Raw genomic sequence first — 15,900 nt, 5'->3', positions numbered from 1 at the left:
GTATTTAAGGAATATCGATCATGGCTGCTAAAGAAGTTAAATTCGGCGACTCCGCCCGCAAGAAAATGCTCACTGGCGTCAACGTACTGGCTGACGCAGTAAAAGCGACCTTGGGCCCGAAAGGCCGTAACGTGATCATCGAGAAGAGCTTTGGCGCTCCGACCATCACCAAGGACGGCGTTTCCGTAGCCAAAGAAATCGAACTGGAAGACCGTTTCGAAAACATGGGCGCGCAGCTGGTCAAAGACGTTGCCTCCCGTGCCAACGATGACGCAGGTGACGGTACTACCACCGCGACCGTACTGGCTCAGTCGATCGTCAATGAAGGCCTGAAGTCCGTTGCTGCCGGCATGAACCCGATGGACCTCAAGCGCGGCATCGACAAGGCGACCATCGCCATCGTCAAAGAGCTGAAGAACCTGTCCAAGCCATGCGCCGACACCAAGGCCATCGCTCAGGTAGGTACCATCTCTGCCAACTCCGACAGCTCCATCGGCGACATCATTGCCGAAGCCATGGAAAAAGTCGGTAAAGAAGGCGTGATCACCGTTGAAGAAGGCTCGGGCCTGGAAAACGAACTGTCGGTTGTAGAAGGCATGCAGTTCGACCGTGGCTACCTGTCCCCGTACTTCGTCAACAAGCCAGACACCATGGTTGCCGAGCTGGACAGCCCGCTGATTCTGCTGGTCGACAAAAAGATCTCCAACATCCGCGAAATGCTGCCAGTACTGGAAGCCGTTGCCAAAGCCGGCCGCCCACTGCTGATCGTGGCTGAAGACGTTGAAGGCGAAGCCCTGGCGACTCTGGTTGTGAACAACATGCGTGGCATCGTCAAGGTTGCAGCCGTCAAGGCGCCAGGCTTCGGCGACCGTCGCAAGGCCATGCTGCAGGACATCGCCGTTCTGACCGGCGGTACCGTTATCTCCGAAGAGATCGGCCTGAGCCTGGAAAGCGCCACCCTGGAAAACCTGGGTAGCGCCAAGCGCGTGACCCTGTCCAAGGAAGCCACCATCATCGTTGACGGTGCTGGCGTTGAAGGCGACATCGAGTCCCGTATCGCTCAGATCCGTGCCCAGGTTGCCGAGACTTCCTCGGACTACGACCGTGAAAAACTGCAAGAGCGTCTGGCCAAGCTGTCTGGCGGCGTTGCAGTGATTAAGGTTGGCGCTGGCTCCGAAGTTGAAATGAAAGAGAAGAAGGCCCGCGTTGAAGACGCCCTGCACGCAACCCGTGCAGCCGTTGAAGAAGGCGTGGTACCTGGCGGTGGCGTTGCGCTGATCCGTGCTCTGGAAGCCCTGACTGGCCTGACCGGCGACAACGCTGACCAGAACGTCGGTATCGCTGTACTGCGTCGTGCCGTTGAAGCACCGCTGCGCCAGATCGCTTCCAACAGCGGCGACGAGCCAAGTGTTGTGGTCAACGAAGTGAAGAACGGCAAAGGTAACTACGGTTACAACGCTGCTACCAGCGAATACGGCGACATGGTCGAAATGGGCATCCTGGATCCAACCAAGGTGACTCGTTCGGCTCTGCAGGCAGCCGCTTCGATCGCTGGTCTGTTGCTGACCACCGAAGTTGCGATTGCCGACAAGCCTAAGGCTGAAGGCGCTGGCGGCGGTATGCCAGACATGGGCGGCATGGGTGGCATGGGCGGCATGATGTAGTGCGACGAGAGTCGCTATAGGTAGAAGCACCTAGCGGGCTACATCTTAGGTGATCACCGGTTGAACCGGTGATCACTTTCCCGCAGAAACAGCTTAAAAAACCCGAAGTCCGGGCGTCAAAACCCGGATTTCCGGCACTCACAAGGTGCTTAGAATTCGGCGTAATGTCGCCTATATATCGTGATTTTCTCTCTGGAAATCATCAGAACGATATGCGTACTGAGCTTGCAGATTTTGAATCACTGCGAGGGAGGTATGGGAAATCGTGTCCAAAGAGCTGGCCTGCTCCTATCTATAGGGCGCAAGCCATAGCTGTCATTGTCTCACCCGGAAACCGCAAGGTAGAGGGGCGCGAGACCTTTTGTTCAGCCAAAAGTAGCCTAGGGATAGTGCGTCGCTGGTAACGGCGGGGTGCGAAGCTTCCTGACAATGTAGTCCCATGATTCTGTGGTGTGTGGTCGCCGCGAGGCACCATGCAGACCCTGCGAGCAACACGCGGGTGAGACGCTAGGCTGGTTGGTATGGCCAACGTAAGTGAACTGCTGATAAACACCGTCAACCGCATGGAGCCAAAGTTGCTGATAGGCTTTGACCAAAATGGTGCATGACTGGTTGTCCCTTTTACATCTGGGGGCACGCTGACATTGAGTCATCGGTGAATAGGCAGGGCCTAACCCATCCTTGTGACGGTTATGGAACTCGGTAAGCCCGTATTTTCGCCATTGGCCTGTATGGCAAGGCAGGTCGACCGTGAGGAAGACTGTTGAAAATGCGGGTAGAGGATGTCGGAAAAAGCGAATGCCTCCCTGTAATGGGGTTGGATAAGGGCTCTGCCCTGACTGGAAACGGTGCTGACTTCCGACTGGTCTTTGATCGCGAGAAGGCCTGTAAAGCCATCAAGAACAGACGTTTGTCGGTTTGACCGGCTGCGTCTAACTCATAGAAATCCCTTGCGGGGCAGTGTACTCACTCCCCCACAAGGGCGACGTGCGTCTACTGCCCTCTGGGGAAATCTTCTCTGGAGGAAAAGCAAGATGAGTGCGTCTGAAATAGAAGTACCTGCGTCCTCCCATCTGGCCATCAGTTGGCATTCGATAGACTGGGAAACAGGTCATCGACAGGTGCGAGGGCTACAGGTACGGATCGCGAAGGCAGCCAAGAATCAGCAATGGCGGCAGGTGAAAACCTTGCAGCGTATGCTGGTTCGCTCGTTTGCCGCCAAGGTATTGGCGGTTAAACGGGTCACTGAAAACCGGGGTCGCAGGACTCCCGGCGTCGATGGGGAAACCTGGAGCACGCCTGAAAGCAAATGGAAGGCAGTTTTTCGGTTAGAGCGCAGGGGCTACAAGCCCCGGCCACTGCGGCGGATTTACATTCCCAAAGCAAATGGCCAGCGTAGACCGCTGGGGATTCCGACGATGCTGGATCGAGCGATGCAGGCGTTATACCTGCTGGCACTTGAACCGGTGTCTGAGACCACAGCCGACCGAAATTCCTATGGCTTTCGCCCTCACCGTTCCACGGCAGATGCAATCGAGCAATTGTTCGTCAATCTCGGTCGCAAGCATTCTGCGCAGTGGGTCATGGAGGGCGATATAAAGGGATGTTTCGACAACATCAGTCACGACTGGCTGATCACTAACGTCCCGATGGACAAAGTGGTTCTAAGGAAATGGCTGAAAGCGGGATATTTGGAATCCGGTCGATTGAATCCGACAGGGGCGGGAACTCCGCAAGGAGGGATCATCTCGCCCGTATTGGCCAACCTGGCCCTTGATGGACTGGAAAAGGAGCTCGAATCTCGGTTCGGGCAGCGTAATACCAAAGCCAGCTACAAGACCAAGGTCAACTATGTGCGATACGCAGATGATTTCGTCATCACCGGCATCTCGAAAGAGCTGCTGGAAAACGAGGTGAAGCCACTCGTCGAAGCCTTCATGGCCGAGCGGGGGTTGAGCCTTGCGGTGGAGAAAACGTTGTTCACGCATGTATCGGATGGGTTCGATTTCCTCGGTCAGAATATTCGCAAGTACGGTGACAAGCTGCTGATAAAGCCAGCCCACAAGAACGTGAAAGCATTTCTGGCCAAGGTTAAGGCGTTGGTTGAAGCGAACAAAGCGGCACCGGCCAGCCTGTTGATCAAGCAGCTCAATCCAGTTATTCGGGGTTGGGCCAATTATCATCGGCCGATTGTCGCCAAGCAGACCTTCAACTACGTGGATTACAGGATCTGGAAATTGCTATGGCGATGGTGCAGGCGGCGACATCTGAATCGCTGCAAACGTTGGATCAAGGAAAAATACTTCAAGCGCGTGGGAACACGTAGTTGGGTATTCTCCGGGCTACACCCCAGCGGCAAACTGCTCCACTTGTTGTACGCCAGCGATACGCCGATCAAGCGGCACACCAAGATCAAGGCGGAGGCTAACCCATACGCCCCAGAGGACGAGATGTACTTCGAGCAACGGCTGGAATATGCGTGGCGAAGCTCGGACGAGGGGAAGCGGAAGACGCTGACGCTGTGGCTTGGCCAGAGCAAGCGCTGCCCGATGTGCAAGCAGTTGATTACGTTCGAAAGCGGGTGGAACATTCACCATGTTATCGAGCGGCACAAGGGCGGATGCGACGAGCTGGGCAATCTGGTGTTGTTGCATCCCAACTGTCATCGACAGTTACACAGTGCGGCACCGGCTCTTTCAACTGAGAAAGGGCTTACAAAGGCTTGAGCTGTATGCGGGGAAACTCGCACGTACAGTTCTTAGGGGAGGGACGGTCAGTAATGGCCGTTTCTTACCCGACAGCCAGCCTTACCCAGCACTATAAAAAGCCCCGCCTGCAGTGATGCAGGCGGGGCTTTTTTATGCACGGCTGTATGCTGGACCTGTGGCGAGGGAGCTTGCTCCCGTGACTGGCGCAGATCTCCCTGACACCCCCACGATCCAACTGTGGGAGCTGGCTTGCCTGCGATGACGCCCTGCCAGCCGACGCCTATCTCCCTGACACCCCCGCGATCCAACTGTGGGAGCTGGCTTGCCTGCGATAACGCCCTGCCAGCCGACGCCTATCTACCTGACGCCCCTCGGTCCCAATGTGGGAGCGGGCTTGCTCGCGAAGGCGGCCTGACAGGCGACACAGTTGGATTGTGTACATATCCATTCCTGCGGTAACGGCCACCTAGGGTTCCGCCCTGACGGCGGCTCACTTTCGAAAAGCGCGAAAGTAAGCAAAGCGCTCTTGCCCCACCACTCGGCACCTCGCCTAGGCTCGGTGTGCCCGTAATCCGCCAGTGATTTGGGGGGCCGCCGCCACGCGCCATCCATGGCGCGGGGCGGCTAAACCGGCATCCCTGCCGGTTTACCCCCCAAATCCCTGTCGAATTCCGGCCAGCGTGGTTTAACGGGGCGCTTAAGATCAAAATCAAAAGCAGATCAAAAGCAGATCAAGAGCAGATCAAGAGCAGATCAAGAGCGACTCGCTTCGCATCGTTGTTACCGTTGGCTTTCGCAGGCAGCCCTAATGGCTTTTTTGTAGGAGCGAGCTTGCTCGCGAAAAACTCAAAGGCGCCGCGTTCATTCAGCAAGCACGCGTTATCGTTGAGGCTTTTCGCGAGCAAGCTCGCTCCTACAGAAAGCTATGACCGTTGCCGTGCAGGCCGGTACAGCAACAAGCAGTACAGCCCCAGGCAGATCAGCCAGCAAAAGATCGCTGTCCACACATTGTGGGAAAAAAAGTGCGCCCCTTGCAGCATACGGCTGACTGAAAACACGCTGCCCAGGCTGACAGCAAAGATGAACGCGTAGCGCGCCAGCCGTGGCCGTCGATCCCGCAGGGCGAAGAACCAGGCGAACAAGGCAAACCCGGTGGCTGCATGCCCGCCGGGCCAGCAGCGGCCGGGTTTATCGGTAGGCGGGCGCGGGCTGAGCAGTTCGCTGTAGGTTTCCTGGCCGCCGAACTCCTTGAGGCTCCAGGGGCATTGCACGGCGGTGACGGTTTTCAATGGCGACACGAACGCCGTCGCCATGCCCAGCGATAGCACCAGGCACACCAGTTCACGGCGGTAAGGCTTGAGCCGCTGCAGGATGAAGCTGCCGACCAGGCCCAGAATCGCCAGTACCGAAAACAGGATCACCAGTTGCTTGGCACGGTCATGCAGGATGTCTTCAAGAAAGAAGCTATAGCGGCCAATGAAGCCGCCCGCCTCTGCGCTGTAGAAATGTCTGGCCAGGTCCATGTCCAGGGATGTCAGTTCCAGCAACAGCAAGGCCACTGCAGCGCTGGCAGGCAGGCCCAGGCATAGCCAAAAATCAAGCGGTTTGGAAACCGGTAAAGAGGAGGGGGATTTCATCTCGAACCTTGGTGAAAAAGCCCCGTGCTACCTGCGCGGGGCTTTTTGATTAGCGTTTGCTTAAGACGGGAGCCTCTTCCTTGGGCGCTTTCCAGCTCAGCAGTTGCTGTTTGTAGCCATAACTGGCGGCCTGGTAGTAGGTGATCGCCCGTTGGATCAAGGGGTCATCGCTACCGACGCGCAGCTCCTGGCTCTCGCCCAGGGCCTGGTCATGGCGACGCAAGCCTTGGCGCGGGCTGAGGATTGCCAGGTCCTTGCCATCAAACAGACCCAGGTGCTGGTAATTGCCCACCACCACCCGTGGCGGTAATGGGTTGTCTTGCAGCAGGTTGCGGCCAAAGAATGTCGATTCGTAGCTCAGGTTGAGCAGGCCCAGCAAGGTCGGCGCCAGGTCGATCTGGCTGGACAGTTGAGCGGACTCCCGTGCGTCGATCAGCTTGGGCGCGTAGATAAACAGCGGAATCTGGTAGTTGGTGATCGGCAGGTCTTCCTTGCCCGCGCTGCCAGCCGTGTGGTCGGCGACGAACACGAAGATGGTGTTATCGAACCAGGGCTTCTGGCGTGCAGCTTCGAGGAACTGGCCGATGGCGTAGTCGGTGTATTTAACCGCGCCGTCGCGGCCCTTGCCGGACTTGATGTCGATACGCCCGTCCGGGTAGGTGTAGGGGCGATGGTTGGAGGTGGTCATCAGTTGCAGCAAGAACGGCTGCTGCTTGGCGTAATCGGCGTCGGCCAGTTTCAAGGTCTGTTTGAACAGGTCTTCGTCGGCCATGCCCCAGGCGTTTTTGAATGAGATTTCTGCTTCGGGCACGCTGCTCTGGTCCACCACCCGATAACCGTTGCCGCTGAAGAACGCGTTCATATTGTCGAAGTAACCGCGCCCGCCGTAGACAAATACGCTGTCGTAACCGATGGCCGAGAGCTGTTGACCCAGGCTGGCGAACCCGCTTTCGCGGCCGATTCGCTTGACGATCGAACGCCCCGGCGTCGGCGGGATTGCCAGGGTAATAGCCTCCAGGCCACGGTCGGTGCGCGTACCGGTGGCATAGAAGTTATTGAAGTACAGGCTCTGTTGGCGCAATGCGTCCAGATTGGGCGTGAGGTTGCGCGCATCGCCATTGCTGCCCATGTATTTGGCGCTGAAGCTCTCGATGGTCACCAGTACGATGTTGGGCTTGCGCAGTGTGCCGGGGTTGGTGATGGCACGGCGAATATCCAGCGGGTCTTGGTCGATAAAGCGGGCATTGGGCTCACTGAGTTCGGCGCGCAACTGCTTGGCGACGACGTCGGTCGGTAGGCTTTTATAGAACTGGGTGTAGTCCAATTCGTTGTTACGGAAGGCGGCAAAGAACTGATAGGGGCCGTTGCTGGCCAACTCGTTGTTGTATGCGTTACCGCCTTGGGTGCGCGGGCTGTCCTGGCTGACCAGTTGCAGGCTGAGGCCGGCGAGCACCAGCAGGCCCAGGGCGTTGACCAAACGGCCGCGCAGTGCAGGCAACGGCGCTGCCATCGCGGCATTAAAGGGCTTGCGCAACGCTACGCTCAAAATCAGCGCCAGCATCGCCAGCAGGCTCAGCAGCTTGCCGATCGGGTAAGACTCCAGCAGGTTGTTCAGTACCTCATCGGAGTACACCAGGTAATCGACGGCGATAAAGTTGAAGCGCACGCCAAACTCATCCCAGAACAGCCATTCGGCCACCGAGGTGAACAGCATGGCGAACAGGCTGACAGTCAGCACCGCTTGCAGGAACCAGCGATGGCCACGGCGGCGCCACAGGGCCGGCGGGCAGAGCAGCAGATACAGGCCAAGCGGCAAGGCTGCATAGGCCAGGAAACCCAAGTCGTAGAGCAAACCCACGCCAAACACCGGCAACAGGTTGCCGCTGACTTCATCCAGGTGGGTAATGAGCAGCACGCTGCGGGTGAGCAGGAAAACCAGTAACCAGGCACCGGTGATCAACAGCAAATAGCGCATTGGCGCTGTTTTGAAAAAACCCATGTCCAAGTTCCTTATATCAATGGGGGCGATCTTCGTCCTGACACTGTAGTTAGTTTGTGAAGCTATAGTGAAAAACTTGTTTGGCTTTACAAACAGTTGAAAACCTTTATCGACGGGGCTCTCACCTCTATCCCTGAGCCCCGCTTGGCCTTAAGCTGCGCGAGCCAACACGGCCGTTACTGCGTACGGAGACACTGCCCATGCGAATTCTATTGGTTGAAGACAACCGCGATATCCTCGCCAACCTGGCCGACTACCTGGGGCTCAAAGGCTACACAGTGGACTGTGCGCAGGACGGTTTGTCGGGCCTGCACCTGGCAGCCACCGAACACTACGACCTGATCGTGCTCGACATCATGTTGCCCGGCATCGATGGCTACACCCTGTGCAAACGCCTGCGTGAAGACGCGCGCCGCGACACACCGGTGATCATGCTCACCGCGCGTGACCAATTGGACGACCGGCTGCAGGGCTTCAAGTCTGGCGCCGATGATTACCTGCTCAAGCCCTTCGCCTTGTCGGAACTGGCCGCGCGTATCGAAGCGGTGTTGCGCCGTGCCCAAGGCGGCGGGCGTCGTGCCCTGCAAGTGGGTGACCTGAACTACGACCTCGATACGCTGGAAGTCACCCGCGAAGGGCGTCTGCTCAAGCTCAACCCGGTGGGCCTGAAGCTGCTCGCCGTGCTGATGCAGAAAAGCCCGCATGTTTTGCGCCGGGAAGTTCTCGAAGAGGCCCTGTGGGGCGATGACTGCCCGGACAGCGACAGCCTGCGCAGCCACGTTCATCAACTGCGCCAAGTGATCGACAAACCTTTCGCCAAACCGCTACTGCAAACGGTGCACGGTGTGGGTTATCGCCTGGCCGAGGGTCGTGATGGAGTTTAAGCAAAGCCTTGCCCAGCGGATCATCATCGCTTTTGCCTTGATGAGTGCGTTGGTGGCGGGGGCCTTCGCCGTGGGCATCATTGCGACGGTGCACCTGGTGGAAGAGAAGTTGATCTCGGCGGGCCTGGGCGGTGACCTGCAGCGCCTGCTGTTGATGGACAATGTCGAAGACTGGAGCCACCGGCCAGAGCCGGACCAGCTGTTTTATTTCAGCGGTGGGCGTGGCGATTTTGAACTGCCCAAGGACCTGCGCCATCTGGACCCAGGGTTTCATGAGGTGTTTCGCGAGGCGCTGTCGTACCACGCCATGGTTGAAGTGGTCGATGGCCGGCGTTATGTGTTGCTGCAAGACCAGAGCGATTTTGAAGAGCGTGAGCGCGTGCTGTTTGCGGTGGTGCTGGTGGGCTTCGTGCTCAGCCTGGCGCTGGCGGCGTTCCTCGGCTGGGTGCTGGCCCGCAAGGTGATGGCGCCGGTGGTACGCCTGGCCCGCCAGGTCCGTCATCGTGACCAACTGTTGGGCCTGGCACCGCCCCTGGCGCCGGATTACGCCGCCGATGAAGTGGGCGAACTGGCGGTGGCGTTCGACGCCACCCTCGGCCGCTTGCGCCAGGCGTTGTCACGCGAGCAGTTGTTTACCAGTGACGTGAGCCATGAGTTGCGCACGCCCTTGATGGTCCTGGCCAGCTCCTGCGAACTGTTGCGCGAAAACCCAGCCATCGATCAGCGTGGTCGCAACCAGGTCGAGCGCATTGCCCGTGCCTGTGAAGAAATGCGCGAGCTGGTGCAGACTTTCCTGATGCTGGCCCGCGCCAAACACGACGACGCTGCCAGTTCGCCCCAGGGCAACCTCACCCAGGTGGCCGAAGACCTGCTCGGTATCTGGCGCGAGCCCATCGAGAAAAAAGGCCTGGCGTTGATCTACCTGCCGGGTAACCCCCTGGACACCCGCTACAACACCACCTTCTTGCATGCGGTGATGGGCAACTTGCTGCGCAACGCACTGCATTACACCGAACACGGGTTTATCCGCCTGACGCTGGAGCCCAGTGGCTTCCTGGTGGAGGACTCCGGTGTCGGCATCCCCGAAGAGAAGCGCGAAGCGATGTTCGAGCCGTTCGTGCGCGGTAGCGAGAAACGTGGCGAGGGCCTTGGCCTCGGCCTGTCGCTGGTGCAACGGATCTGCGAAAGCCAGGGCTGGAGCGTAAGCCTGAGTACCATGGAGCCCAATGGCTGCCGTTTTCATGTGGAGCTTAACCCAGTCAAAACCTGACCCTTCAGTCTGTCGTTTTGCTGATGCAGACTGCCTGCTTTTCGGCGAAGATGGCCCGGTGCTACTGAATGTTTCTGTAAAGTCTTGAAATGTATGCGGTTGGACAGGACAAGATTTTCACAACGAGTTGACCTGTTGATCACAGTTCGCTGCTTAAGGTCGTAGGCATCAGTTACTGGAGACGTAAGATGCCTTCCCCGATCAAGCTGGAATTTTCTGACAAGTACGACGATCAACACGCGCAGAAATATTTGCTCAAGCATCAGGACAATCTGGCTCGCCGGTTGTCCCACAAACGCGACGAGCAGTTGGCGCGCGGCGCATTGGCCATGGCCGGTGAGCCGGGCCTGGTGTTGGACCTGCCGTGTGGCGCTGGACGCTTCTGGCCGTTACTGGCCGAAAAACCCAACCGTGTGATTATCGGAGCTGACAATTCGGCGTCGATGTTGAAGATCGCCACCGCTGCCCAACCGGCAGAGGTGGTGAAACGGGTACGCCCTTTGCAGACGTCTGCCTTTGATATCGATTTGCCAGATAATTCCGTCGACAGTATTTTCTGCATGCGCTTGATGCACCACATTGGTGAGCCGGAGCACAGGCTGACAATACTGCGCGAGTTTCAACGTGTTACCCGCGACAGCGTGATTATTTCGCTGTGGGTAGACGGCAATTTCAAGGCCTGGAAGCGCAAGCGCAGCGAAGTGCGTCGTCGCAAAAAAGGTGAGCAGGAAGGTTACCAAAACCGGTTTGTGTTACCGGCTGCTACTGTCGAGGCAGAGTTCGAGCAGGCCGGTTTCCGTGTTCAGGAATCCCTGGACTTCATACCGCTCTACGCCATGTGGCGAGTGTATGTATTGCGCAAGAGGTAACAGGATGGCAGTTGAGTGCGTAGTAGGCAGTCATGTAGCTCCCGAAGAACGATTTGATTTTTTCTGGCGTCAGCAAGGTGAATGGGTGGAAGAACCCAACCGTCGCCGTGGTGGTGAAAGTGGCGTGCAGCGGGTGATCAGCCCTAACGGTCGCTTGCTCTATTGCAAGCGCCAGACCGGGCACATTTACCGCAGTTGGCTGCACCCCTTCGGGCGTCCGACCGTGCTGCGTGAACGTGATGCCCTCAAAGGCCTGCGTTTGCTGGATGTGCGTGTGCCGGAACTGGTGTTTTGCGAGGCGCGTCGCGACCCCGAGCACCAGTGGAAAGCCCTGTTGGTGACCGCGTCCCTGGACGGTTTCGACGAGATCGAAAACTGGTACGCCGCCGGTGGCCGCCAACAGTATGGCGAGGCGGTCCATGAGCGCCTGCTGCAAGAGTTGGCTGGCACCTTGGCCCGTATGCACAAAGGCCGCTGGCAACACGGTTGCCTGTATATCAAGCACATTTTCGTGCGGGTGACCGGTGAGCCTGATGCGGCGACAGTGGAAGTGGCCCTGCTGGACTTTGAGAAATGCCGCCAGCGCTTGACCGCTTATCGGGCCGCGTCCCACGACATGCTGCAATTGCGCCGCCATTCGTCGTGGAATGATACCGACTGGAAAAAACTCAGCTATTTTTACGAGACGGCGTTTGGCAGCGCTATCAAGGGTTTAACCAGATGAAGCTAGAAATAGCACGAGGTTTGTTTCTGGTCGGGGCATTGGGTGTTGCAGCCTTGGCCCTGGCGGTATGGGAACAACCTCGTACACAAGTGTTGAGTGCGGTAGACGGTGGCGGGCAATGCCTGCTGCCACGCATTGCCAAGACGAGTGTGGCGGCCAAGCCCGACCATGAATTGCTGTTATTCATGTTCGGCATGTCTCAAGCGATGAGGCCGCAAAGTTGAAACGATTGACCCCGAAAAGGGCCTTGCGATGCAAGGCCCTTTTTTTATGCCTGACACCTCAACTGTTGTAGGAGCGAGCTTGCTCGTGAAAAACCCGCAGACGACACGTTCATTCAGGATAGGCGCATTATCGTTCATGATCGTTCCCACGCTCTGCGCGGGAATGCCTCTTGAGACGCTCTGCGTCTCGTCCGTTAGCGCCAGTGACGCAGAGCGTCACGGGTTGCATTCCCACGCAGAGCGTGGGAACGATCAGCTACAAAAGGGTAGTTTCAGACCAGGTGCAGGTGGTTATCCCAGAACCCCGCCGGTAACTCCAGGGGGGTTGCCAGTAACTTTTCCTGGCGGCAGTCATAGAAGCGGCAACGCCCCTGGCCGGATGTCACTACAAACCCATCCGTCACAGCGCCCACCCCCGCACAGTCCGGCAAGGGCCCATCCAGGCGCAGTTCGGCGGTGTCCATGTCCCAGATAAAAAAGCGGTTGCCCCGCGGTGCCGTCAACGCCACCAGGCGCAGTTCGCTGTGCACCGCCACGCTGGCGGTGTAATGCCCCATGGCCTGCAACTGCTCATCGGCCACCGGGAACGCCACGAACGGCTGCCCCGGGCGTTTGATCGCCAGCAACTCGGAACGCTCCTGGGACGGGCCCATGAACTGCTGCCCGGTGAGGATGGTGCCATCGCTGGCGATACCCATGTGCCGCACGCTGTTCATCTGCTGGGCCAGGGTTTCCTTGCTGATCAGGCTGCCGTCGCGGCGCATCAGCACCAGGCTCGGCTCCATGGCATTAAGGTTCATCTCTACCCGGCTTTCGGCTTCGGTGCGAATACCACCGTTGGCCACAATCAGCGTCTCGCCGTCGGGCATCCACGAGACCTGATGCGGGCCGATGCCGTGGGTGGAAATTTCGCCGCTGTGCACCAGCCGCTCACCTTCGAACTTATACACACCCAACAGGCCACGGCCGGGGTCGGAGGTGTCGTTCTCGGTGGCGTACAGCCAGTCACCGCTCTTGTGGATCACCGCATGGCCATAGAAATGGCGGTTGGCGTTGGAAGTGATGGTTTGCAGCAGCCTGCCATCGCGCAGGTCGATCAGGTAGCTCTCGGTGCCCGGGCGACGGGCGACGAACAGCGCAATCGGCAAGGTCGGGTGGTTGATGATGTCATGGCAGCGCTGGCCGACCTGGGTGGCAAATACCGGCTTGCCGTCCAGGCGATAGCCGACAGCGTAGTGCTTGCCGTCGGCATCATCACGCGCCGATAGCAGCAGCGGGCCTTTGTCTTTGTGCTTGAACAGCGTCCAGCCACCCAAGGTGATAGCGCTGAGCAGCACGCTGCCCACCGCCAAAGCCTGTCGCCTGAGCATCATCAGTCACCGTCGTTGGCGTTAAAGCCCAGTTGTACGCCCAGCGCCTTGGCCAGTTCGCCTTCATGCAGGCGGTGGACCACGTTGAGGCTGTCGTAGATGTCGTTGAGTTGCTGGCGCCCGGCGTCGTCATTCAACAGTTCGTTGAGAGTGCGCTGGTTGCTGGCGAACAGTTTCAGGGACGCTGCGTAGGCGGCGTCGATTTTCTCGGCCAGTGGCTTCTGGTCCGCCGGCAGCAGGCCGCGCAGGCCTTTGTTATCGACGCCTACCCATACGGTTTGAGCGGCGGCAAGGCTGGCTTCCAGGCTTTGCAGGGACGACTGGCTGCGCCAGGCATCGGCCTGGAACGGTTGCGGGATGCCCTTGGTCTGGCGGCCCATTGGGGTGCCGAGTTTTTTCTTCAGGGTGTCCAGGGCGGTCACTTGCACGCGCAGCAAGTCGGCGATGGCTTCGTGGGAATCAGCGTAGCGCTGGTTCGGAAACTTGGTCATCTGCGCGAGCATGCCGTCGGTGCTGTTCCAACTGGCGAGGATCTCTTCGGCCAGGACTTTCTGGCGCTCACCGATCGCCATCAGCAGCGGGCAATAGCGCGCTTTCTGGGCGTCGTCGGCGACGTCAGGCTTGGCGTCGTAGAGGATGTATTCGTAGGCCGACAGGCCTTGCACCACCACGCTGGATTTCGCCAGGGCGGCGGCGTCGATCTGCGGCTGGGCGCTGACCAGTTGCTCGACCTGGCGGCCTACCAGGTTCTTCTTGTCTGGCCAGAACTGCACCTGCCACGCCCGGTTGCCTTCGGCCAGCGGGCCGATCAGCAGCGGTTGCAACTCGGCCCAGGCTTTTTGTGCGTGCAGGAAGTCGGCGCGGGCGGTGTCCAGGCTTTCCTTGCCTTGGCAGTAGGCCAGGGCGCTGACGGCCAGTTGACGGTCGGCCTCAACCCAGCGGCTATAGGTTGGCAGGATCACTTGCTTGGCGATGGCTGCCGAGGTCACGGCTTGCGGGTCTTGGGGCGAGCAAGCGCCCAAGGCCAGGGCGGCGAGGCTGGTGAACAACAACTTGGGACGAAACATGTCGAGCTCCCTTCTGTAAGTGAGGCAAAGCTTATAAAGAATTCAGGAACGCCAGCAACGCGGCACGCTGCTCGGCATTGAACGACAACACATGTTGCTGCGCCGCTTGGGCTTCACCGCCATGCCACAGCACGGCTTCAAGCAGGTTGCGGGCGCGGCCGTCATGCAGGAACTGGGTGTGGCCACTCACGGTTTGCGTCAGGCCGATGCCCCACAGCGGCGGGGTGCGCCAGTCGCGGCCGGTGGCTTTGAACTCGCTACGGTTGTCGGCCAGGCCTTCGCCCATATCGTGCAGCAGCAGGTCGCTGTAAGGGCGGATCACCTGGTTGGCCAGTTCAGGTTCGGCGGCGTTGGCGGCCGTGGTGAACGTGGGCTTGTGACAGCCTTGGCAACCGGCCTGGTAGAACAGGTTCTTGCCGGCCAGCACTTGCGGCGTATCAACGTCGCGACGTGCGGGCACTGCGAGGTTGCGGGTGTAGAACAGCACCAGGCGCAGGATGTTATCGCTGACTTCCGGCTCACCCTCGGGGCCATTGCCGTTGGGCGCCTGTTTGCAGGCCACTTGGGCGTCGGTGCAGTCATCGAAGGGTCTCAGGGACGTGGTGAGGCCCATATCACCAGAAAACGCGTGAACGTTTTGTTGATTGAGGTTGGGCTGCCCGGCTTTCCAGCCAAAACGCCCGAGGACAGTTTTGTGCTGGGCGTCATCCCAGACCCAATTGGCGCGGCCCACGATGGCCTCTTTGTCGGCGGTCTTGGGGTTAGTGTTGCGCAGGATATCGGCATCGCTGATCGCTTCGAGCAGGCCCAGGCCGATCATCGGCGGGGCGATACGCGCCGAGAAGCGTGTGTCGGGGTGCATCGGGCCGTAGCCGAGTTGGGTGATCTGCAGGTCGGGCTTGCGCAACTCGACCAGCATGCCGTCCTTGAACCGGACGTTGACCGGTGTGTAGTCGACCCGCACCTTGCCTTCCGGCGCGACGCCGGGCACGGCCATGTCCTGCAATTGCCCGCCGTAGACCGGCTCGGGCACCACGCCGATCTGTTCGATGAGCTTGGCGTAGGCTGGCTGCTCTGTATTAGAAGGATGGATGGACAGGCGCACCAGCATCGACACGGCATTGGGCGCGTCAGGCAGTGGCGGGTGGCCACGGCCATCCTTGATATGGCAGTTCTGGCAGGCGTTGGTATTGAACAACGGGCCCAGGCCATCGCGCGCCGTGGTGGTGGACGGCGCAATCACCCATGGGTTGCGAAAGAAGCTGTTGCCGACGCTGAAATCCAAGCGCCGCGTGGGCGCCAGGTTGGCCGAGGGCAGGGAAAAGGCGTTCTGGTCGCGCTTGTTTACCGTCGCCGCGCCACCGGCCCGCGATTCACCCGGCTCTGCTTTCGTGAAGCGAGGGGCGTCATCGCAAGCAGTCAGGCTTAAAGCCATCAACGCTGCAGGCAGGTAAAAAAGCGCACGGAACATCGAGATTCCTGGA

The 15,900-nt window shown here is 59.1% G+C and carries 12 protein-coding genes; 7 read left to right on the top strand and 5 right to left on the bottom strand.

The genetic code is table 11. The features are described from left to right. Positions 1-20 precede the first annotated feature (20 nt). Complete coding sequence (gene groL / locus V8689_RS23120) at positions 21-1,664, top strand: chaperonin GroEL (RefSeq protein WP_032895444.1); 1,644 nt, start codon at positions 21-23, stop codon at positions 1,662-1,664. Between the two features lie 1,034 nt (positions 1,665-2,698). Next, positions 2,699-4,390, top strand: coding sequence for a group II intron reverse transcriptase/maturase (gene ltrA, locus V8689_RS23115; RefSeq protein ID WP_071534438.1), 1,692 nt, complete (start codon positions 2,699-2,701; stop codon positions 4,388-4,390). 905 nt (positions 4,391-5,295) lie between these two features. Here ltrA and V8689_RS23110 read toward each other — a convergent pair. Together V8689_RS23110 and V8689_RS23105 are read right to left on the bottom strand one after the other, a co-directional pair. Next, complete coding sequence (locus V8689_RS23110; protein ID WP_056789150.1) at positions 5,296-6,009, bottom strand: phosphatase PAP2 family protein; 714 nt, start codon at positions 6,007-6,009, stop codon at positions 5,296-5,298. 49 nt (positions 6,010-6,058) lie between these two features. After that, positions 6,059-8,008: an LTA synthase family protein gene (locus V8689_RS23105; protein ID WP_056789152.1), complete on the bottom strand. Its 1,950-nt coding sequence runs from the start codon at positions 8,006-8,008 to the stop codon at positions 6,059-6,061. Positions 8,009-8,208: 200 nt separating this feature from the next. Between V8689_RS23105 and colR the strand changes: the two genes are divergently transcribed. From colR to V8689_RS23080, 5 genes are all read left to right on the top strand, one after another. Then, positions 8,209-8,892, top strand: a complete 684-nt coding sequence (colR, locus tag V8689_RS23100) for a two-component system response regulator ColR (protein WP_003193936.1) — start codon at positions 8,209-8,211, stop codon at positions 8,890-8,892. After that, complete coding sequence (locus V8689_RS23095) at positions 8,882-10,162, top strand: sensor histidine kinase (RefSeq protein WP_056789155.1); 1,281 nt, start codon at positions 8,882-8,884, stop codon at positions 10,160-10,162. The genes colR and V8689_RS23095 overlap by 11 nt, the downstream gene beginning before the upstream one ends. A 188-nt stretch (positions 10,163-10,350) precedes the next feature. Continuing rightward, the gene (locus V8689_RS23090; protein WP_003193934.1) at positions 10,351-11,031 is read left to right on the top strand and encodes a class I SAM-dependent methyltransferase; all 681 of its coding nucleotides are present in this window, start codon (positions 10,351-10,353) and stop codon (positions 11,029-11,031) included. A gap of 4 nt (positions 11,032-11,035) precedes the next feature. Next, positions 11,036-11,755 (top strand): lipopolysaccharide kinase InaA family protein, encoded by a 720-nt coding sequence (locus V8689_RS23085; protein ID WP_003193933.1) that lies wholly within the window; start codon positions 11,036-11,038, stop codon positions 11,753-11,755. Further along, positions 11,752-11,979 carry a hypothetical protein gene (locus V8689_RS23080; protein WP_003193932.1) on the top strand — a complete coding sequence of 76 codons (228 nt, stop codon included), beginning with the start codon at positions 11,752-11,754 and terminating at the stop codon, positions 11,977-11,979. Before V8689_RS23085 ends, V8689_RS23080 begins: the two co-directional genes overlap by 4 nt. Before the next feature lie 272 nt (positions 11,980-12,251). Here V8689_RS23080 and V8689_RS23075 read toward each other — a convergent pair whose 3' ends face one another. Genes V8689_RS23075 through V8689_RS23065 form a run of 3 tightly spaced genes read right to left on the bottom strand, consistent with a single transcriptional unit; the run spans position 12,252 to position 15,887 of the window. After that, on the bottom strand, positions 12,252-13,349 hold the full coding sequence (locus tag V8689_RS23075) for a DUF1513 domain-containing protein (RefSeq protein ID WP_056789239.1): 1,098 nt from the start codon (positions 13,347-13,349) through the stop codon (positions 12,252-12,254). Between the two features lie 2 nt (positions 13,350-13,351). Further along, positions 13,352-14,416 carry an imelysin family protein gene (locus V8689_RS23070; protein ID WP_003193930.1) on the bottom strand — a complete coding sequence of 355 codons (1,065 nt, stop codon included), beginning with the start codon at positions 14,414-14,416 and terminating at the stop codon, positions 13,352-13,354. A 31-nt stretch (positions 14,417-14,447) separates the two neighbouring features. Further along, positions 14,448-15,887: a di-heme oxidoredictase family protein gene (locus V8689_RS23065; protein WP_056789158.1), complete on the bottom strand. Its 1,440-nt coding sequence runs from the start codon at positions 15,885-15,887 to the stop codon at positions 14,448-14,450. Positions 15,888-15,900: the final 13 nt, after the last annotated feature.

The organism is Pseudomonas sp. AK181, from assembly GCF_051122975.1.
Classification (GTDB): domain Bacteria; phylum Pseudomonadota; class Gammaproteobacteria; order Pseudomonadales; family Pseudomonadaceae; genus Aquipseudomonas; species Aquipseudomonas lactis.
This window is presented reverse-complemented; position numbering and strand designations above follow the sequence as displayed.

What these genes read in the sequence shown, in the direction of transcription:
- V8689_RS23085 (WP_003193933.1), top strand. Translation starts at nt 11,036, where the DNA reads ATGGCAGTTGAGTGCGTAGTAGGCAGTCATGTAGCTCCCGAAGAACGA.
- V8689_RS23075 (WP_056789239.1), bottom strand. Translation starts at nt 13,349, where the DNA reads ATGCTCAGGCGACAGGCTTTGGCGGTGGGCAGCGTGCTGCTCAGCGCT.
- V8689_RS23090 (WP_003193934.1), top strand. Translation starts at nt 10,351, where the DNA reads ATGCCTTCCCCGATCAAGCTGGAATTTTCTGACAAGTACGACGATCAA.
- V8689_RS23065 (WP_056789158.1), bottom strand. Translation starts at nt 15,887, where the DNA reads ATGTTCCGTGCGCTTTTTTACCTGCCTGCAGCGTTGATGGCTTTAAGC.
- V8689_RS23110 (WP_056789150.1), bottom strand. Translation starts at nt 6,009, where the DNA reads ATGAAATCCCCCTCCTCTTTACCGGTTTCCAAACCGCTTGATTTTTGG.
- V8689_RS23095 (WP_056789155.1), top strand. Translation starts at nt 8,882, where the DNA reads ATGGAGTTTAAGCAAAGCCTTGCCCAGCGGATCATCATCGCTTTTGCC.
- V8689_RS23070 (WP_003193930.1), bottom strand. Translation starts at nt 14,416, where the DNA reads ATGTTTCGTCCCAAGTTGTTGTTCACCAGCCTCGCCGCCCTGGCCTTG.
- ltrA (WP_071534438.1), top strand. Translation starts at nt 2,699, where the DNA reads ATGAGTGCGTCTGAAATAGAAGTACCTGCGTCCTCCCATCTGGCCATC.
- colR (WP_003193936.1), top strand. Translation starts at nt 8,209, where the DNA reads ATGCGAATTCTATTGGTTGAAGACAACCGCGATATCCTCGCCAACCTG.
- V8689_RS23080 (WP_003193932.1), top strand. Translation starts at nt 11,752, where the DNA reads ATGAAGCTAGAAATAGCACGAGGTTTGTTTCTGGTCGGGGCATTGGGT.
- V8689_RS23105 (WP_056789152.1), bottom strand. Translation starts at nt 8,008, where the DNA reads ATGGGTTTTTTCAAAACAGCGCCAATGCGCTATTTGCTGTTGATCACC.
- groL (WP_032895444.1), top strand. Translation starts at nt 21, where the DNA reads ATGGCTGCTAAAGAAGTTAAATTCGGCGACTCCGCCCGCAAGAAAATG.